Origin of the sequence: Candidatus Mycobacterium wuenschmannii, assembly GCF_030252325.1 — a bacterium.
GTDB lineage: Bacteria > Actinomycetota > Actinomycetes > Mycobacteriales > Mycobacteriaceae > Mycobacterium > Mycobacterium wuenschmannii.
The window spans coordinates 4,804,746-4,822,898 of sequence record NZ_CP126981.1 but is presented as its reverse complement, the minus strand read 5'-3'; the positions used below and the strand labels follow the sequence as shown (position 1 = coordinate 4,822,898).

The window sequence follows — 18,153 nt, the reverse complement described above, 5'->3', positions numbered from 1 at the left end:
CGCACCGACCCGAAAGATCGATAGGAGAACGCGATGTCTACAGGATCAGCGAGACGATTTGTCAGGATGCTCAACCGCACTCCGTCGACGGCCCCGACGACCATCGGCGGCGAGTTCGAGCTGGAAGCGATGCGCCGGATGGAGCAGCGCGGGATAGTCAGCGGCGTCGTCGATTCCGAGCCCGAGCCTGATCGACGGGGCGAGGCTGTTCGCGCCCTCCTCGAAGATCGCCGTTGGCAGGATCAATACGCGGCCGACCGCGCCCAGCGCGAAGCCGAGGAAGAGGCTGAACCACCGTTGACGTTGCCCGAGCAGCTCACGCAGGCCATCGGCGGAGGGGCCGCATCGGGGCATCTGGCCCTTAACGGACTTGAATTGCTCCAAGCCGCTCTCGGCGGCTCAGGCGGAACGATCAACGGCGGTCGGCCAGCGTGACGGCAGATGCTTCGATCTTCCCGCCCGGGGATGAACCACGACGCCGCCCCCGCCGGGGCCGACGAGGCCGGGGCGGAAATCCGAAGTGCGTCCGTGAAGGTTGTGGCCGGGGACTACGCACCGGCCGTGACCGAGGCAAGGCGTGCAGCGTGATCTGCTCGGTAGTCCACTACGAGCTGGAACGAGCTCAACGGCTATGCGAGGCAACGAAAGACACCGAGCATTGGCTAGCCGCCGTGGCGTTGAACGACGCCCTAACCGAGTTCTACCGGTCCGACAGGCGGATCTACGAAGCCGCCCGCGAGGTTGGGGTGTCTGATCAGCAGTGGCATGCACTCAAGCACGGGACGGACGAGCGGCGTTCCACCGGTCGATAGTCGCCGGCTTCCAGCCCCGGACGGCGCCGATCACGGCGAGTCCTACCGCCTCAGCCGTTCTTGGTTAGCTGGATAGCCCAGGTGTTGGCCGTTCCAGCGAGAGTGTCGTTGTTGATTGTCTTCGTACCGTCAGAAGTGGTCCATGCGTTTCCGTTTAGGTGATACTGCTCAGGCGTGTATGGGCCTTCAATTTGGACCTGTTTGCAATCGACGCCACACGAAGTGACGAGGAGAGTTCTCGGTGCCGGCCCTGAGCTAGCTAAGTACGTCATCTGGTAGGTGCCGTCAGTAAGTTCGGCCGATGCCGGGGACGCCAACCCGACAGCGGCCCAAGCCATGACAACGGCAGGCGCTAAAGCCCGAACAATCACCATCACCTACTCCTATCTAAGCGACCGGCCTACTGTTGCGGCTTGTTGTTCGATCCGGGCGCCCCAATCGAATTGAACATGCACTTGAAGTCACCCGCCGGGCAGCCGTATTTGGTGGGGTCAGGCACGCCCGCGCATCCCGATCCGTCTGTTGTGGGGTATTGGCCCTGGGAACACTGAGGAGGTTCATCTCCGCTTGCCATCGGAGTGGTGAACAGGCCAACCGCTGTTACGCCTGCCGCTGCGGCGAGGATCGCGAATCGCGTGATTTTCATGGTTTTGAGGTCTCCCGTCTGGCCGAAGGCGGTGGATCGCCTCCCTGTACAGACGGTATGCCGACCGGACTCCTACGGGATACAGGGATTTCCCTGGTAATTGGGAGCCTCCGTGTCGCGCGCTCCGCTCCGTGCTCTGCATCGTGGGCGCATGGGGTGGCAGCACCACAGACAGGAGTGGTGTGGGGTGCACAAGGGGGCGTAAGGCCAAGGGCGGGGCACACCGCACCCCACCCTCGGGGTGCGGGGTGTAGGCGTAGGGGTAGGGGCATAGAGGCGGGGGTGTGCAGGGGCAGGGCTGGGCCAGGGATGGCAGGCACCCCGCACCCTCGGCAAGGGCAGCACGCACCTCTCGGGGTGGCCGCCGGCAGGCGGGTCGGCGTTGGGGGTGTGTGCGCGGGGGTGCAGGGGATGGGGTACGTGGCTCGGCATCAGGGGGTGCGCTCGGGGTCGGGGGTCCTGCCGGCATCGGGGCAGCGCCGCTTGCCGGGCGGCCTCCGGCCGCCTGGGGTACCCCAGGGGGGTACCCCTCCCCCTCCGGGGGTGCGATCGGTCGGTAATCCGTCCGCCCTCACATGTACGGGTTACGAAGTCGTCGAGACCGAATCGTTACATTCACCAGGAGGAAGAGATGGCTGGGATCAGCCAGGCCGAGCGCGACTACCGCGATCGGCTCTATCAGCGCGGCTTGAAGCAGTGCACCACGTACAAAGAGCCGCTGACGCTGGACAAATTCACGCTGCGCCCGGATGGGTGGCGCGGTCTCAACGGCAGTTGCCGACCGTGCTGCAACGCACGTACCGCCAACCACCAGAACCGGACGCCTGACTACCAGGCGTACCGCCAACGACGCTGGCGCCACGCCAATCCGGTGGCGTGGCTGGCGATCTCCCGCCGCCGCGACGTACGGCAGCGATGGCGGCGAGGCGAGGTGCTGGTGTGACGGCCCGCGAACCGTGGCCCGAGGAGTACGTGCCGGAGCCGCCCCCGCCCAGAGCCCAGCCCCAGGGCGGCGACCGACCACCGTGGAAGAAGTCCACAGAGTCGGTCGACAGCATCGAGTACACCGACGAGGAGCGCTTGATCAACGCTCGCGTCCAAGGTGCTCGCCGCTGGCACAGGTAGCCGCCGCCGCGACCGCACCACAGTCTTAGGCCCGCCACCCAAAGACCGTGCAGCCCCTCAGCTTTCGAGCTGGGGGGCTTTTGTATGCCCGAAAGACACTATATGACAACTACTTTGGCCGAGCCTGGACTCTCGACTCTCGACGAGTCGCAGGCTCTCTTCGACAGGATCGTGGCCTCAGAGCCCGATCAGGGGCCTGCATCAGGCGCCATCTTGCCGTACTACGGCAAGCCCCCGACGAAGCTCGACGGGCCGTACGACACGACCCGGCTGACCGAGCACGAGCGGCTCTGGCAGGACGTCCTGAAGCGCGACGAGAAGCTGGAGAAGATCCGGCTCGCGCCGCCGCTGATCCAGCTCTACGACGGCGACTACCGCCTGCGTGGCGAGGTCGCCGGCTGGCGGGCGGTGAACTACGAGTGGATCGAGAACGACACCGGCACTTGCTCTCTGAAGCTCTCGCTGAGCCACTACCTGGCTCGGTGGGTCATGAATTTCAGCGGACGCGAGAAGCGGAACGTCCACATCACGATCGACAAACAGGGCACCCGCTGGTCCGGCTACATGGTCAGCTACACGATCAAGAAGGACAAGTCGAACGACGCCTACCTAGAGGTCGTGTTCAAACACGACTTCGAGCAGGCGAAGCACATCCTCTGCTGGGCGAACCCGTTCCTGCGTCCGGAGCTCCAGTTCCCGAAGCTGTGGGTGGTCTTCGGCCCCGCGAAGTGGTGCTTGCTACTTACGTTGTTCGTCAACATACTTCGGCTCGAAACGTCGCTGTGGACGCTGCCGGATAATCCGCTCGACATCAACGAGTGGATGCCGGCGTCGTTCAACCCGGGGACGTGGCGGAACATCGTCAAGCCGTTCCCGTTCTTCGCCGACAACTCCAACCTCGTCATCGTCTTCTCGCGCTTCAAGTCGTGGTTCGACGTGGCGAAGAAGGTGCTGGAGGACGCTCAGCTCACCGTCGTGTGCCGTCGCTACCTGCCGTCGCAAGGTGACCACCACCCGTTCTCGGATCTCCAGGGGGAGCTGGACAACGACTTCATCGAGACCATCGCGCAGGCCATCCCGCTCAGGGAGGGCTGCCTGGTCTGGGACATCGTGGACAACTCGGAGTGGGGCACCGGAACGTCGTTCGGCGGATCGCTGATGACCGGCCTCATCCGGGCCGCCGTGAACGTCGGCTCGGACGGCACCACCGAGGGCATCGACGTATTCACCGGGGACCCAACGTTTCCCGAGCAGTACTACCGACCCGAGTACCTCGGCACCAGCCCGGGCTACCCGCACGTCATCTTCGAGGACGGCGCGGGGACCGGCATCGAGTCCTCCGAGTTCACCTACAACGAAGCCGGAGACACGTCCTTCCTGACCGGCGGGCAGTCGATGCCTGGCGTGAACGACGGCATCAGTGCTGGTGTGAACATGGCCGGGGACTTCCTGACGTCGCTGGTGAACTCAGCTCTCGCGCCGACGGGTGGGCTGGGTACCGCGATCGACCTGCCGCCGCTGGGCGGGGTGATGGACGCTATCGCCAAGATCCTCTACGAGAACGTGTTTCTCGCGTTTATGGAGGTCGGCACCGACCGCGCCGCGCAAGACGGGATCAACCTCCCGCTGGCCGGCCTGGAGTCCACCAAGACCTCCCTCGGGGACTTCCACCTCTTCGAGGGCTGGGCCGACGGCGCCGAGCGTGCGTTCACGCTCTCGGCCGTCATGGCGATCCGGGCGAAGATCTGGGCTACGCGGGCTCGCATCACGCACACCATCAAGGTGTCCGACGCGGGTCCCTACCTGATCGGTGAGCAAGGCTACGGCCACTTCTGGCTCGGAAACCGGGTCGGCACAACGGTTGCCGAGTTCCCGGTTCCGTTCACGGTGTTCGTCGAGCGGGTCACCAAGCTCGGATACGGCTGGGACCAAGACGGTTCCAAAGGCTGGGACATCACGATCGGCTACCGCGAACCGCAGGACCCGGCGTTCAAAGCGCTGGAGTGGATTCGAGAGATCAACCAAGGTCTCGGCCAGATTGGGATTCTCTAAGGCATATCAAGGGGATTCAACAGCGCGCTATTACCCTACAAAGGAGGGTTTGTCGCGCGCGACACGCCGACTACACAAGTTGTTGTGTTGCGCCTTGATGTCGCATCCCAGGGGTAGTGTTCGACCCGTTCGGAAGCGAAACCCCCGACCACTGGCCGAGGGTTACCGCCCCTACCTCGCATTGGGGAATGCCAGTAGGACGGTACACCTTGGTCAACTTCATGGCCTATAGGAGGGCATGAAGGTGGCGTCGTGTTTCTAAACCCTTCCGGCGAAGGAATAGAGATGCAGCACCTTAAGTTCGATCTCGGTTACCAGGATCGCGGCGCGGTCGTCCGCGTCAATCTGGAAGGCAACGCGGCAAACGTCCGGTTGTTGGATAGCTCGAATTACCGCTCCTACCAGCGCGGAGAGCAGCATCGCTGCTGGGGCGGGAACTACACGCGGTCCCCGGCGGTGCTCACGGTGCCGAATTACGGGCACTGGTTCATCGCCGTGGACTACGGCGGTTATGCCGGCCGTGGGCGGGCGTCCGTTGAGGTGCTCTCACCGCAGGGCGTCTAGCGAAACTCCCTGGTGGGCGGCTCCATTCGGGGCCGCCCGCCTCGGGGCGCCGCTCGAAACGGAGGTAACCAACCATGACAACGTCAAACAACCCGAGCAGTCCGGCAGCGGCATCCGGCGGTCGGCTGAAGCGGACAAGAGATCGGCTGTATGGCTGGTGGCCGCGCGTGAAGCCGGTGCTGGCCGGGTTGGGGGCCGTGCTCACTTCGACCGCGTCAATCTTCGCCGCCATCGCAGCGTGGCTTTCGTGGCAGACGGCTCAAGCGTCGGAGCGGACGGCCGAGGAGTCAGCGCGGATCGCTAAGCAACAGGCCGACCTCTCCGTCGACATGGCACGAAAGTCGGGCGTTTTCATGAAGATTGACTCCGAGATCGCGCTTCGCGGTCGCTGCGAAGAGGGGCATGACACCCTCACTGCTATCGCGGGTGTCTGGAACGAGGGGCTAGTGGCTGGCAGGCTCAACAAGGTGATCATCGGAGTTGATGTCCCGCAGAACCTCCAGAGCAAGCTCGGTGACCACCCCGCTGATCCGACGATGGCTCCGATCGGTGGGTGGAAAGAGGATCTCGTCTTACCGCCTCAGGACAGCGCCGAGATCGAGATGCCGCTCGGTTGTCCTGAACTCCGGGAGCTTGGGATCGACACCACCCGCGCACCCGAGCAGATCAAGGAATCCATCGCCAAGAAGGCGTTGCACTGGAAACTCTGGCCGTGGTGGGCCTTCAACCCCACGCGCATGAGTCCTGTGATCGACATCGAAGCGGCGCACATAGTCCCCGAGCCGCACCGCTAACGACGGCTCAGGATTGCTCAGCATCCGGAGCGGACGACCGTCACCGAACCGTCCGGGTTGGTATTTGCTCCAGTGCCGTTTGGATCAGCCAACCCCTCCCTGATGGCTCGTTGCTGATCTGTCAGCTCCGGCTCTGTGTAGACCCCGGCAGGGATGTTGATGTCAGTATTCAGAGATTTGCCTCCAGGACTGCTGGCGGAGAAGGTAATCCCCGATCGCTGAAGCAGCGCTCGCCTACCTTCGGTGCCAGCCGACTCCCACGCATCGCCGTAGGTGCCGCCCGTTGCAACCCACTCCCAGCGCGCCTGCTGGGCGGGCTGGGCCTCCAGTTCGGCTATCCGAGCGTCGAGCGCGTCGAGTTGCTTCTGAAGGCGTTGGCGCATCGTGGCCGATGTCGCCCTCCCCGCTGCCGCTGAAAGTTCGTCCACAGCCCGCACAGCCTCGGCCAGCGCCTCTTGGTTGCTGTCGCCGGGCACCCACACACGTTCTCGGACTTCGCGGTGCCCTAAGTGTTTAAGAAACTCCTCCTCGGCCCACAACTCCAACTTCTCAGCCGGAATCTGAGGAGAGCACCTGTTCTTGCATCGGAGGTACCGGTACTCGTACGTCCGGTACGGGCGTTTCACGACGTTCAGATCGTGGTGCAGCGCGCCGCCACAAGCGAAGCAGAACGCGAGCCCCGACAACAGACTGGTCTCGGATCGGCGGTCGTCCTTTCGGGCATCCCGGTTGCCCTGTACGAACGCCTGTATCCGGTCCCACTCATCCAGCGAGACAAGCGGTTCCGCGAACTGAATCGGCTGGCCCTCGTCATCGCGGACCAACTCGCCGTCGTGGTGTACGCGGCCCAACAGGGCCGGGGACGTGAGCAGATTCCGCAGCGGCGTTGTCCGCCAACGGCGCCCGAGGGGCTGTAGGCCTCGCTGGGCTCGGTAATGGTCAGCCGGTGTGCAGACACCCTCGGCGGTCAACGTGCGGGCTTCTCCGGTCATCGTGGCCCCGCTCAGTAGGTCCCGAACGATCCTCTGGACCACGGAGGCGGCCTCCCGGTCCTGGGTTAGCATCCACCCCCCGCCATCGCGGGGCACGGCCTTGAACCCGTAAGGGGGTTTGCCTCCTGGCCACCGCGCGGACTGCCGCAGCTTCGCACGGCTCGCGCGGGTGCGCTCCCGGATAGCTTCCAACTCCCCCTCAGCCAGGAAGCCGATTACGTTCGCAATCAGCCGGCCGACCGGCGTACCGAGGTCTATCGCCTCGGTGGCCGACACGACCGTCTTGCCGTGTTCGACGCACCACCCGAAGAGCTTGTTGAGCCTGATCGCATCTCGTCCGAGTCGATCCAACTTCCACGCGCAGATCACATCCCACTCGGGTGCTCGGTCGTTCAGCCATGGCCCCAGCGACGGGGTGTCGAACGGGTCGACCGATCCGCTCACGTTGACGTCTTCGGCCCACCCGACGATCAGGTGCCCGTGGGTTGTGGCCCACTGCACTATGACCTCGCGTTGCCGCTCGACCGACGTGCTTTCTTCCCGGTCGGCGGACAACCGAACTCGCCCGAGGACCCGAAGTTGCTGAGATACGCTCCGCGACATGGATGACATGCTACGCGGTGTTCCGTGTAAGGTGATGTTTGTCTCGCCCCGAATCCCGCCCAATACCGGTAATGCAATCCGGACGGCGGCGGCAACTGGAGCCGAATTGCATCTGGTCGAGCCGTTGGGTTTCGATTTGTCCGAGCCGAATCTGCGCCGCGCCGGATTGGACTACCACGACCTGGCGTCGGTCACCGTCCACCCGGCACTGGACGACGCGTGGGCGGCGATTGCGCCGCAGCGGGTGTTCGCGTTCACCGCGCATGCGACGACGTTGTTCACCGATGTCAGCTACGAGCCCGACGACGTGCTGATGTTCGGCCCGGAGCCCACCGGACTGGACGCCGCGACGCTGGCCGATCCACACATCACCCAGCGGGTGCGCATCCCGATGCTGGACGGCCGACGGTCGCTGAACTTGGCCAACGCCGCCGCGGTTGCGGTCTACGAGGCGTGGCGACAGCAGAATTTTGCGGGCGCGGTCTGACCTACCAGGTGTTCCAGTGGGTGAGCTGGTCGGCGGGAAGCCGCTTGGCCGGCTTGAAGTCGGTGCCCTTGGTGTAGGCGATCGGGAAAAGGCCGCCCTGACTGAACTTTTCGTGCGGGATGCCGACGATGTCGGCGACTTTTTGCTCGCCGCCACGGATCAGGTGCAACGTCGTCCAGCAGGTGCCCAGCCCGCGTGAGCGCAGAGCGAGACAGAAACTCCAGACGGCGGGATGCAATGACGCCCAGAACCCCGCACCGCCCATGGGGGTCTGGTCTTCGCGGCCCTCGATGCACGGAATCATCAGCACCGGCGCTTCGTGAATGTGCTCGGCCAGGTAGGACGCCGAGTCGCGAACCGCGGGCATCCGCTCGCCGCGGGTGTCGCCGTCGGCGTACTCCTGCGCCGGCGCCTTCAGGTAGCCCCGGGCGTTGTCCAGGTAGATATCGCCGATCGCCTTCTTCTCGGCCTCGTCCTCGATGAAAACCCATTGCCAGCCTTGGGAATTGGAGCCGGTCGGCGCCTGCAGCGCCAGGTCGAGACATTCCATCAGGACCTCGCGCGATACCGGCTTCTCGAAGTCGAGACGCTTGCGGACTGAGCGAGTGGTGGTGAGCAGTTCGTCGACTGAAAGGTTGAGGGCCATGCTTGGAGACTACTCATCCCGCCGACACCTCCCGCGAGTGTGCGTTCTACGACGCGTACTCGGTGTGTTGCGTCGCGAAATTCACTCTCGATCGGACACCTCACCGGAAATCGCGGGACTTCGATCCGACTTTCAAGCTGAGCTTGGCGATCCGCTCGGCCATGACAGTGACTGCGCCACTGGCGTTTTGGACCTGGCCGCGAATCAGCAGCGCCGGCGACGTCTGGGCCACCTTGCGGTGCCGCGCCCACACCCCGGGGGTGCACAGCACGTTGACCATCCCGGTCTCGTCCTCGAGGTTGACGAACGTCACCCCCTGTGCGGTACCGGGCCGCTGCCGATGGGTGACCGCCCCGGCGACCAGCACCCGATCTCCGTCGGGCACCGACAGCAGATCGGCCGCGGGAATCACCCCCAGCCCGTCGAGGTCCGAGCGCAGGAACTGAGTCGGGTAGCTGTCCGGCGAGATGCCGGTGGCCCATACGTCGGCGGCGGCCAACTCCACCTCGCTCATTCCGGGCAGCGACGGGACATGCGACGACGAGCCGACACCCGGCAGCCGGTCCGGCCGTTGGGTGGCGGCCGCGCCGGACGCCCACAGCGCCTCGCGCCGCGACATGTCGAAGCAGTTCAGCGCGCCCGCGGTGGCCAGCGCCTCGGTCTGCGGCACGGACAGCTGGACCCGGGTCGTCATGTCCAGCAGAGAAGTGAAGGGGCCATGTGCTTTTCGCTCCTCGACCAGCTTCTCGGCCAGCTCGTCGCCGATATGACGGACCCCGGCGAGACCCAGTCGCACCTCGGTCCCGGCGTTCTCCAGCGTGGCGTGCACGACGCTGGCCGCGACGCACGGTCCGTGCACGGTCACGCCGTGCCGTCGGGCGTCGGCCACCAGCGACTGCGGCGAGTAGAACCCCATCGGCTGCGCCCGCAGCAGCGCCGCGCAGAACGCCGCCGGGTGATGCAGCTTGAACCACGACGAGTAGAACACCAGCGACGCGAAGCTCAGCGAATGACTTTCCGGGAAGCCGAAATTCGCAAAGGCCTCTAGCTTTTCGTAAACCCGGTCGATCACGTCGTCGGGGACACCGTGCAGATCCCGCATGCCGTCGAAGAACCGGTCGCGCAACCGCTGCATGCGTTCGGTCGACCGCTTGGATCCCATGGCCCGGCGCAGCTGATCGGCCTCAGCGCCGGAAAAGCCGGCGCAGTCCACCGCGAGTTGCATCAACTGCTCCTGAAACAGCGGCACTCCCAACGTCTTCCGCAACGCCGGCTCCATCGACGGGTGGTCGTACTCGACCGGGTCGAGGCCGTTGCGTCGCCGGATGTAGGGGTGCACCGACCCGCCCTGGATGGGCCCGGGGCGGATCAACGCGACCTCGACCACCAGGTCGTAGAACACCCGCGGCTTGAGCCGCGGCAGCGTGGCCATCTGCGCGCGCGACTCGACCTGGAACACCCCGACGGAGTCGGCGCGCTGCAGCATCTCGTAGACCGCGGGTTCGGACAGGTCCAGCGTGGACAGGTCGACCTTGAGGCCCTTGTGCTCGTCGACCAGGTCGATGACGTAGTGCAGCGCCGAGAGCATGCCCAGCCCGAGCAGGTCGAACTTCACCAAACCGATTGCCGCGCAGTCATCTTTGTCCCACTGCAGCACGCTGCGGTTCGCCATGCGCGCCCATTCGACCGGGCAGACGTCGGCGATCGGCCGGTCACAGATCACCATGCCGCCGGAGTGGATGCCCATGTGCCGCGGCAGGTTCTGGATCTGCTCGGCCAGGTCGATAACCTGCTCGGGGATGCCCTCGATGTCCGACGGACGTCCACTCCAGTGGCTGATCTGCTTGCTCCACGCGTCCTGCTGGCCCTGGGAGAACCCGAGGGCTCGTGCCATGTCGCGCACCGCGATTCGGCTGCGATAGGTGATCACGTTGGCGACCTGTGCGGCGTAGTCGCGACCGTACTTGTCGTAGACGTACTGGATGACGTTCTCGCGCAGGTCCGACTCGATGTCGATGTCGATGTCGGGCGGCCCGTCGCGCTCCGGCGACAGGAACCGCTCGAACAGCAACTCGTTGGCCACCGGGTCGACCGCGGTGACGCCGAGCGCGAAGCAGACCGCCGAGTTGGCCGCCGATCCCCTGCCCTGGCACAGGATGTTGTTCTCCCGGCAGAACCGGGTGATGTCGTAGACCACCAGGAAGTAGCCCGGAAACTTCAGTTGCTCAATGATTCTCAGCTCGTGCTCGATCTGGGTATACGCCTGGCGCGCCCGGGCCCGCGGACCGTAACGAAGCAGCGCCCCCGCCATCGTCAGCTCGCGCAACCAGCTGTCCTCGGTGTGTCCGGCCGGGACGTCAAACGGCGGCAACTGCGGGGCGATCAGCGCCAGGCCGAAGGAGCACTGCTCGCCGAGTTCGGCGGCGGCGGTCACCGCGTCGGGGTGCTGCGCGAACAGCCGCGCCATCTCCTCACCGGAGCGCAGATGCGAACCGCCCAGCGGCGCGAGCCAGCCCGCCGCCTCGTCCAGCGACTGCCGGGCCCGGATCGCACCCATCGCCATCGCCAGCCTTCGCCGCGACGGCCCGGCGAAATGCGCGCCGGTGGTAGCCACGCAAGCGAGCCCGAATCGCTGCGCCAGCACGGCCATGTCGGCGTTGACGTCGTCGTCACCCGGGCAGCCGTGCTGGGTCAATTCGACGCTGACACGCCTCCGCCCGAACCGGTCCACCAAATCGGCCAGGGCCGCCGACGCCGCCTCCAGTCCACCGGCGACCAACGCGGAGCGGACATGGCCCTTGCGGCACCCGGTCAGGATCTGCCAGTGGCCACCCGCCGCCGCGGTGAGCGCGTCGTAGTCGAAGCGCAGCTTGCCCTTCTCACCGCCGGCCAGGTGTGCCGCGGCCAGCTGTCGCGACAACCGGCGGTAGCCCTCCGGTCCGCGGGCCAGCACCAGCAGATGCGGGCCGGCCGGGTCGGGGTCCTCGGTCCGGGCGATGGATCCCAACGAGAGTTCGGCACCGAACACCGTGCGCATGTCCAACTCGACGGCGGCCTCGGCGAACCGCACCGCGCCGTACAGCCCGTTGTGATCGGTGAGCGCGATGGCACGCAGGCCAAGCCGCACCGCCTCTTCGACCAGCTCCTCGGGGGCACTGGCCCCGTCGAGAAAGCTGTACGCCGAATGCGCATGCAGTTCGGCGTACGGGACGGCCGAACGGCTCGGCCGGTCTTCGTCCGGCGGCTGGTAGGCGACTCGCTTAGGCGACCGCGGCGCCTCGTCCGCCGGCGTCCACACCGTCGGCGTGCCCGCACGGCGCGGCTTGCCGGAGAGCACCCGCTCCATCTCCGACCAACCCGGCGGCCCATTGCTCCACCCCACCGCAACAGTGTATCGAACTCATGTTCGAATAGCTCGCATGCCGTCGCGCCTCGTTTGACCCGGCCCGGCTGACAAGCGGTTCGCCCGCGCGGGCTCGTCATCCGCAAAGACTCAAAATCCGCGCGCCGCCAATTCGCTTGAATCTCAGAGAATCTCAGCCTCTACCCTCTTGAACGCGAGTCCAACTGCGTTGCCACACAACCGACTCCAGTTGTTTACACGAATTAATCTGGCCGCCACCTCTGACCGCCGGTCACCGCCAATACTCGTAGGCATCCCAAAGTCGAACGGCGGTGATGATTCGTGGAGCAGCTCAACACGCTCGATGCCGGCTTCCTCATGGCCGAGGATTCAGACCGCAATGTCAGCCTGGCGATCGGTGGCATCGCCATCGTCGACGGTAAGTTACCCAATCACGAGAAGTTCAAAGCCGTTCTGGCAGAACGTGTTCAGTCCATTCCCCGCTGCATGCAGATGCTGCGTACCCAACCCTTCGATCTCGGCGCCCCACAGTGGGTGGCAGATCCAGCATTCGACATCGACCGCCATGTTCGCCGGATCGCCGTACCGCGCCCCGGCGACGACAACGAATTGTTCCGCGTCGTCGCCGACGTGCTCGAGCGTCGCCTCGATCGCGATCGGCCACTGTGGGAATGCTGGGTGATCGAGGGCCTCAAGGGCAACCGGTGGGCGATCTTGATGAAGGTCCACCACTGCATGGCCGACGGGATCTCGGCGACCCGCATCCTCGCCCGGCTCTGCGACGAGATGGACGGCGACGTGTTCGCCCGCCCAGTCGTCGCCAAGCGGGGCGGCCGTCGCCCCAAACACCTGGCATCGGTGCCGGAGAACCCGGCGCGCTCCCACCCGCTGAACAACCTCTGGCGGACCGCCACCGGACTCACCAACACGGTGACCCGGACGGTCGGCGGCGCGACCGAGATCGCGGCCGGCCTGATGCGCCCGACGGCCGGATCGTCGCTGGTGGGCCCCGTGACGGCGATGCGCAAATATCGCGCCGTCCGCGTCCCGCTGACCGATGTCGAGCAGATCTGCAACAAGTTCGACGTCACCATCAATGACGTCGCGCTGGCGGCGATCACCGAGGGCTACCGATCCGTCCTGCTGCATCGCGGCGAGCAGCCGCGGCCAGACTCGTTACGGACCCTGGTGCCGGTGTCGGTCCGCGGCGGCGAGTCGGCGGACCAGCCGGGCAACAAGATCTCCATCATGCTGCCCTACCTCCCGGTCGAGGAAGACGATCCGCTGCAGCAGCTGCGCGCGGTGCACAGCCGGATGACCCGCACCAAGCAGGGCGGGCAGAAGCAGGCCGGCAACATGGCGGTCTCGGTGACCGGATACGTGCCATTCATGTTCTCCTCGTGGCTGATTCGACTGCTCACCCGGTTACCGCAGCGCGGCATCGTCACCCTCGCCACCAACGTCCCGGGACCGCATCGCCGGCTGGAGATGATGGGCGGCACGGTCAGCCGGCTGCTGCCCATTCCGCCGATCGCGCTGCAACTGCGCACCGGCGTCGCGATCATGAGCTATGCCGACGACCTGGTGTTCGGGATCACCGCCGACTACGACGCGGGATCCGACATCGAGGTGCTCGCCGACGGCATCAAGATCGCCGTGTCGCGGCTGGACATGCTCAGCCAGGACTCGATCCTGCTGTTCGACCGCAAATCTGTCTGACGGTCACCGACTAATCTGGCTTCCGGCGCCGCGACCGCGGGCCGGGAAGGCGGGGCATGCCGGTCACCATCGACCCACGCCGCATCGACACCGTGTTGTTCGACGACGAACCCGATGCCACGTTCGCGGCACGCCTTGCAGACGCGGGCATTCGCGTCGGTCGATCTGACGACGCGCAATCGGTGCGGATCGGCCGCAGCGCCGTGGTCGCGTCCACCGAAGACTCGGCGGAAGCCGCCCGGGCCGCCGGTTTCGCGTTGGTGATCGGCAGGGGCGACGTCGCTGACGTCGACATCCGCACCGGGGATCGCCGGATGTCCGAATTGCCCGACGGTATGCAGGCTCTCGACGTCGCCCGCAAGCCCGCCGTGTTCTACGACTTCGACGGGACGCTGTCCGAGATCGTCAACGACCCCGCCGCCGCGCGGTTGGTCGACGGCGCGGCCGACGCACTGACAGCGCTATGCAACCAGTGCCCGGTGGCGATTCTGAGCGGTCGGGATCTGGCCGACGTGCGGGATCGGGTGGGCCTGCCCGGCCTGTGGTACGCGGGCAGTCACGGCTTCGAGCTGACCGGACCCGACGGACAGCATCACCAGAATGCTGAAGCAGCCGCGTCAATACCGGTGTTGACCGAAGCCGCCCGCGAGCTGGCCGATCAGCTCGGCGGCATTGCCGGAGTTGCCGTGGAGCACAAGCAATTTGGTGTAGCGGTGCACTACCGCAACGCTGCGCGCGACCGGGTCGGTGAGGTGCTGGCGACGGTGCGACAGGCCGGGCAGCGCACGTCGCTGCGGGTGACGACGGGCCGCGAGGTCATCGAGCTGCGCCCGGATGTGGACTGGGACAAAGGAAAAACGTTGCGCTGGGTGCTCGACTACATCCGCGACAACCAGGGCGGCGGCCCGCTACTGCCGATCTACCTCGGCGACGACATCACCGACGAGGACGCCTTCGACGCGGTCGCCGACGACGGCGTCGCGATCCTGGTGCGTCACGACGACGACGGCGACCGTGCCACCGCCGCCCGCTACGCGCTGGAAAGCCCCGACAAAGCTCGCGAATTCACCGCGCGGCTAGCGGACCGGGTCGATCACAAAACCGCTTGCGACTGAATGGTTTTGGCGGCCAACTTGCCGTTCTCACCGCGAATCTCGGTCTCCACCACGATGACGCGCCGCCCGACATGCAGTGGGCGGCTGTGCGCCTTGACCGTGCCCGACCTGGTCGCACCGAGAAAGTTCGTCTTGGATTCGATCGTCGTGGTACCGGCACCTTCGGGAAGGTTGAGAAACGCGCACACCGCACCGCTCGTGTCGGCCAGGGCCATCACGATGCCGCCGTGCAGCACACCCCCGCCGGTCGTCAGACCTTCCGCCCAATCCAGGCTCAGCACAACCTCTTCCGGGCTTGCGGCGTCGGCGGTGATGCCCAGCGTGACGGCCAGTGGAACCAGGCCGTGAATCATCTCGGTGGCTGCGCTGTCGGTCATCGGCTCACTTCCTCAGTGCGTGCAAGACCTCGGCGGTCTCGGCGTCGGCCGGATAGAACGATTCGATCGCCAGCTCGGCGACCGTGACGTCCAACGGCGCCCCGACTACAGCGATCATGCTGAAGAAGGCGAGCTCTTTTCCGTTGTGCCGCAACCGAAGCGGTACCGCGACGTCGGTCGGTTCGGGACGCTCGGCCTCGCCGCCCGGGTAGGCCGACACCTCGTCCAACAGTTCGGCCAGTCGCGGATCGCGCGTCGCGAGCACCTGCCGATGCACCCGCTCGAGCGCGTGCGCCCGCCACTCGGGCAGGTTGACGATACGGGGCGCCATGCCGTCCGGGTGCAGCGACACCCGCAGGGCGTTGATCGGCGGCGTCAACAGCGCGGGGTCGCAGCTTTCGATGAGCACCGCGATGGCGGCGTTGCCGTCGAGCATGTCCCACCATCGATTGATCACCAGCGCCGGATACGGCTCGTGGCCGGTGAGGATCTGTCGCATAGCGGCGCGAAACCGGGTCAGCTCCGGCTCGTCGAGCGCATGCTCGGGATAGGCAGGCGCGTACCCGCCGGCCAGTAGCAGCGCATTGCGCTCCCGCAGCGGGACATCGAGTTGTTCGCTGAGCCGCAAGATCATCCCCGACGTCGGCTGCGAACGTCCGGTCTCCACGAAGCTCAGGTGCCGCGCCGAGATCTCGGCCTGAATCGACAAGTCCAGCTGGCTGATTCGGCGGCGCTCACGCCACTCCCGCAGCAGCTGACCGACTGCCGGCGTCGCACGCGAGCCGCGGGTCAGGGTCGTCATCGCCCCGATGCTAGCCGCGCGGCACCGGCGCCACGATTACCTGACAGGTAATGCCTCAGCTGTCCTTGTCGTCGTCAGACTTGTCGTCATCAGGCTTTTTGTCGTCAGACTTCTTGTCGTCCGACTTCTCGCTCTTGCCGGTGTCGAGTTCGAGCGTCGCCCAGTGACTCGGCGAGATGAAAACCGTCCAGTCGCCCTCGTCGCGGCCCAGCTTGACGACCCCGTTGTCGACTTCCCACTTGGTGCTGTCGTCGTAATCGGTCGACTGTCCGTCGCTGTAAGTGAGTTTGAATGCCATGCCCGGGACTGCCACGCGGACGACCGGGCTAAACCTCGGTGTATTCCACCGCGCCGTCTTCGAGCACCAGTCGGGCATTGCTGCCGTCGGGCCCGGCCGCTTCGGTGCGGAACACCGCCCTGCCGGGCTCGGTGCGCCAGATCAGCGTCGTCAGCGTCTCGCCGGGAAACACGGGCTTGGTGAACCGGGCGTCGATCGCGGTGATCGCGTCGGCGTTGCCCTTGCCGAGCTCGGCGATCAGCGCGCGACCGGAGAACCCGTAGGTGCATAGTCCGTGCATGATCGGCTCGGGAAAGCCGGCCAGCTCCTTGGCGAACCACGGGTCGCTGTGCAGCGGATTGCGGTCGCCGGAGAGCCGGTAGATCAGCGGCTGGTCCTTGCGGGTGGGCAGCGCGACCCGGGCGTCGGGCTCGCGGTCGGGCACCTCCGGCGCGACGGGACGCTCGCCCGGCTGTCCGCCGAACCCGCCCTCGCCGCGGATCACCAGCGTGGTCAGCGTCTCGGCGACCAGCGCGCCGGTGTCGGGATCGGTGCCGCGACCGCGCAGCATCAGGATCGCGTTCTTGCCCTCCCCCTTGTCCTGGATGTCGGCCACCTCGGTGGTCACCGAAAGTTTGCCCGCGGGTGGCAGCGGCGCATGCAGCCGGATGCCCTGCGAACCGTGCAGCAGCATCGCCCAGTTGAACGACCCGACCTTGCCGGCCGCCCCGAATGCCGGGCAGCAGATCACCGCGTACGTCGGCAGCACCTGCTGGTCGATGTCGTGGCTGTTCTCGGTGGTGAATTTGAGATCGTCGAGACCGGCCCCCACCCCGAGCGCGTAGAGCAGGGTGTCGCGGTCGGTCCACTCGAACAACTGGGGCTCGGTGGTCGCGCCGACGGCATTCGGGTCGATCGCCATGCGGGTCTCCTCTTCGGTCGGCCGGGTCTCATTGATTTGGCAACGCCATTTCATCACCCGCCCACCGGTGTGATTTATTCAGCCAACCCTGGCAAACGTGCCCCGCCGAGGGCCCCGGCAAGGCAGGCTGTCCGCATGCGCAATCGCACTGTCGCCTGGAAGGTGGCTGCCGTCCTCGCCGCCGTGATCACCGTCGCCGCCTGCTCGAGTTCGCCGAAGGTGCGCAGCATCACGCTGACGTTCATCCGGCACGCCGAGTCGACCAGCAACGCCGAGCACGTCATCAACACCGACGTTCCCGGCCCGGGACTCACCGCGGACGGCAAGGGGCAGGCCGAGCAACTCGCGCATCAGCTGTCGCGCAACAACTTCGACGGCGTCTACGCGTCCAACATGGTCCGCACCTCGGAGACGGCGGAACCGCTGGCCCACGCGTTGGGCAAGCACGTCGAAATCCTGCCTGGCTTACGGGAAATCGATGCGGGCCGCTACAACAACTCCCCATCCAAGCGGGCCGACCTCACTTACCTGATCGCCCCGTCGCTGTGGTTGAAGGGCGACGTCAAGGACGCGGTCCCCGGCTCGATCAGCGGTGTTGAGTTCAACGACCAGTTCAGCGCGGCGGTGCAGAAGATCTACGACAGCGGCAACAGCAGGCCGGTGGCGTTCGCGCACGCCGAGTCGATCATGTACTGGACGCTGATGAACGTGAAGAACCCCAAGGACAGCCTCGCGACCAGCCATCCGCTGCCCAACCTCGGCCGCGTGGTGATCACCGGCAGCCCGGTGCTGGGCTGGACATTGGTCGAGTGGGACGGGATCAAGGACTTCAGCTACTGACGTAGCGAATTCATCC

At 66.0% G+C, this 18,153-nt stretch carries 17 protein-coding genes; 9 read left to right on the top strand and 8 right to left on the bottom strand.

Annotation, left to right across the window (positions count from 1 at the left end; translation table 11 throughout):
* Positions 1 to 45: 45 nt before the first annotated feature.
* On the bottom strand, positions 46 to 384 hold the full coding sequence (locus tag PT015_RS23240) for a hypothetical protein (RefSeq protein ID WP_285187572.1): 339 nt from the start codon (positions 382 to 384) through the stop codon (positions 46 to 48).
* A 1,705-nt stretch (positions 385 to 2,089) separates the two neighbouring features.
* Here PT015_RS23240 and PT015_RS23235 point away from each other — a divergent pair.
* The 5 genes from PT015_RS23235 (at position 2,090) to PT015_RS23215 (ending at position 5,993) form a co-directional block, all read left to right on the top strand.
* Positions 2,090 to 2,401, top strand: coding sequence for a hypothetical protein (locus tag PT015_RS23235; protein ID WP_285187571.1), 312 nt, complete (start codon positions 2,090 to 2,092; stop codon positions 2,399 to 2,401).
* Positions 2,398 to 2,583 (top strand): hypothetical protein, encoded by a 186-nt coding sequence (locus PT015_RS23230; protein WP_285187569.1) that lies wholly within the window; start codon positions 2,398 to 2,400, stop codon positions 2,581 to 2,583. Before PT015_RS23235 ends, PT015_RS23230 begins: the two co-directional genes overlap by 4 nt.
* Before the next feature lie 102 nt (positions 2,584 to 2,685).
* Entirely contained in the window at positions 2,686 to 4,635 is a 1,950-nt protein-coding gene (locus PT015_RS23225) for a Gp37-like protein (RefSeq protein ID WP_285187568.1), read from the top strand.
* 285 nt (positions 4,636 to 4,920) lie between these two features.
* On the top strand, positions 4,921 to 5,199 hold the full coding sequence (locus PT015_RS23220; protein WP_285187567.1) for a DUF1883 domain-containing protein: 279 nt from the start codon (positions 4,921 to 4,923) through the stop codon (positions 5,197 to 5,199).
* Positions 5,200 to 5,366: 167 nt separating this feature from the next.
* Positions 5,367 to 5,993 (top strand): hypothetical protein, encoded by a 627-nt coding sequence (locus PT015_RS23215; protein ID WP_285187566.1) that lies wholly within the window; start codon positions 5,367 to 5,369, stop codon positions 5,991 to 5,993.
* A gap of 17 nt (positions 5,994 to 6,010) precedes the next feature.
* Here PT015_RS23215 and PT015_RS23210 read toward each other — a convergent pair whose 3' ends face one another.
* Positions 6,011 to 7,540: a recombinase family protein gene (locus PT015_RS23210; RefSeq protein ID WP_285187565.1), complete on the bottom strand. Its 1,530-nt coding sequence runs from the start codon at positions 7,538 to 7,540 to the stop codon at positions 6,011 to 6,013.
* Between the two features lie 55 nt (positions 7,541 to 7,595).
* Between PT015_RS23210 and PT015_RS23205 the strand changes: the two genes are divergently transcribed.
* Positions 7,596 to 8,075 carry a tRNA (cytidine(34)-2'-O)-methyltransferase gene (locus tag PT015_RS23205; protein ID WP_285191249.1) on the top strand — a complete coding sequence of 160 codons (480 nt, stop codon included), beginning with the start codon at positions 7,596 to 7,598 and terminating at the stop codon, positions 8,073 to 8,075.
* Position 8,076: 1 nt separating this feature from the next.
* Here the strand turns inward: PT015_RS23205 and PT015_RS23200 are convergent, their stop codons facing one another.
* Positions 8,077 to 8,721 (bottom strand): nitroreductase family protein, encoded by a 645-nt coding sequence (locus PT015_RS23200; protein ID WP_285187563.1) that lies wholly within the window; start codon positions 8,719 to 8,721, stop codon positions 8,077 to 8,079.
* 100 nt (positions 8,722 to 8,821) lie between these two features.
* Positions 8,822 to 12,103: an error-prone DNA polymerase gene (locus tag PT015_RS23195; RefSeq protein ID WP_285187562.1), complete on the bottom strand. Its 3,282-nt coding sequence runs from the start codon at positions 12,101 to 12,103 to the stop codon at positions 8,822 to 8,824.
* Between the two features lie 303 nt (positions 12,104 to 12,406).
* Here PT015_RS23195 and PT015_RS23190 point away from each other — a divergent pair, with 303 nt between their 5' ends.
* On the top strand, positions 12,407 to 13,804 hold the full coding sequence (locus PT015_RS23190; RefSeq protein ID WP_285187560.1) for a WS/DGAT/MGAT family O-acyltransferase: 1,398 nt from the start codon (positions 12,407 to 12,409) through the stop codon (positions 13,802 to 13,804).
* Between the two features lie 56 nt (positions 13,805 to 13,860).
* Complete coding sequence (otsB, locus tag PT015_RS23185; RefSeq protein WP_285187558.1) at positions 13,861 to 14,919, top strand: trehalose-phosphatase; 1,059 nt, start codon at positions 13,861 to 13,863, stop codon at positions 14,917 to 14,919.
* Here the strand turns inward: otsB and PT015_RS23180 are convergent.
* The 4 genes from PT015_RS23180 to PT015_RS23165 are packed head-to-tail and all read right to left on the bottom strand — an operon-like array spanning position 14,898 to position 17,297.
* On the bottom strand, positions 14,898 to 15,296 hold the full coding sequence (locus tag PT015_RS23180; protein WP_285187556.1) for a PaaI family thioesterase: 399 nt from the start codon (positions 15,294 to 15,296) through the stop codon (positions 14,898 to 14,900). The two genes, otsB and PT015_RS23180, sit on opposite strands and share 22 nt — an antisense overlap.
* 4 nt (positions 15,297 to 15,300) lie before the next feature.
* Positions 15,301 to 16,098: a helix-turn-helix domain-containing protein gene (locus tag PT015_RS23175; protein ID WP_285187554.1), complete on the bottom strand. Its 798-nt coding sequence runs from the start codon at positions 16,096 to 16,098 to the stop codon at positions 15,301 to 15,303.
* A 55-nt stretch (positions 16,099 to 16,153) separates the two neighbouring features.
* Positions 16,154 to 16,396: a hypothetical protein gene (locus PT015_RS23170; RefSeq protein WP_285187552.1), complete on the bottom strand. Its 243-nt coding sequence runs from the start codon at positions 16,394 to 16,396 to the stop codon at positions 16,154 to 16,156.
* A gap of 28 nt (positions 16,397 to 16,424) precedes the next feature.
* On the bottom strand, positions 16,425 to 17,297 hold the full coding sequence (locus PT015_RS23165) for a MaoC/PaaZ C-terminal domain-containing protein (protein ID WP_285187551.1): 873 nt from the start codon (positions 17,295 to 17,297) through the stop codon (positions 16,425 to 16,427).
* 135 nt (positions 17,298 to 17,432) lie between these two features.
* Between PT015_RS23165 and PT015_RS23160 the strand changes: the two genes are divergently transcribed.
* Entirely contained in the window at positions 17,433 to 18,137 is a 705-nt protein-coding gene (locus tag PT015_RS23160; protein WP_285185389.1) for a histidine phosphatase family protein, read from the top strand.
* The last annotated feature ends 16 nt before the right edge of the window (positions 18,138 to 18,153 follow it).

Excerpts from the sequence above, each read along its gene's own strand:
- PT015_RS23235 (WP_285187571.1), top strand. The coding sequence starts at position 2,090 with ATGGCTGGGATCAGCCAGGCCGAGCGCGACTACCGCGATCGGCTCTAT.
- PT015_RS23225 (WP_285187568.1), top strand. The coding sequence starts at position 2,686 with ATGACAACTACTTTGGCCGAGCCTGGACTCTCGACTCTCGACGAGTCG.
- PT015_RS23220 (WP_285187567.1), top strand. The coding sequence starts at position 4,921 with ATGCAGCACCTTAAGTTCGATCTCGGTTACCAGGATCGCGGCGCGGTC.
- PT015_RS23205 (WP_285191249.1), top strand. The coding sequence starts at position 7,596 with ATGCTACGCGGTGTTCCGTGTAAGGTGATGTTTGTCTCGCCCCGAATC.
- PT015_RS23200 (WP_285187563.1), bottom strand. The coding sequence starts at position 8,721 with ATGGCCCTCAACCTTTCAGTCGACGAACTGCTCACCACCACTCGCTCA.
- otsB (WP_285187558.1), top strand. The coding sequence starts at position 13,861 with ATGCCGGTCACCATCGACCCACGCCGCATCGACACCGTGTTGTTCGAC.
- PT015_RS23180 (WP_285187556.1), bottom strand. The coding sequence starts at position 15,296 with ATGACCGACAGCGCAGCCACCGAGATGATTCACGGCCTGGTTCCACTG.
- PT015_RS23175 (WP_285187554.1), bottom strand. The coding sequence starts at position 16,098 with ATGACGACCCTGACCCGCGGCTCGCGTGCGACGCCGGCAGTCGGTCAG.
- PT015_RS23170 (WP_285187552.1), bottom strand. The coding sequence starts at position 16,396 with ATGGCATTCAAACTCACTTACAGCGACGGACAGTCGACCGATTACGAC.
- PT015_RS23165 (WP_285187551.1), bottom strand. The coding sequence starts at position 17,297 with ATGGCGATCGACCCGAATGCCGTCGGCGCGACCACCGAGCCCCAGTTG.
- PT015_RS23160 (WP_285185389.1), top strand. The coding sequence starts at position 17,433 with ATGCGCAATCGCACTGTCGCCTGGAAGGTGGCTGCCGTCCTCGCCGCC.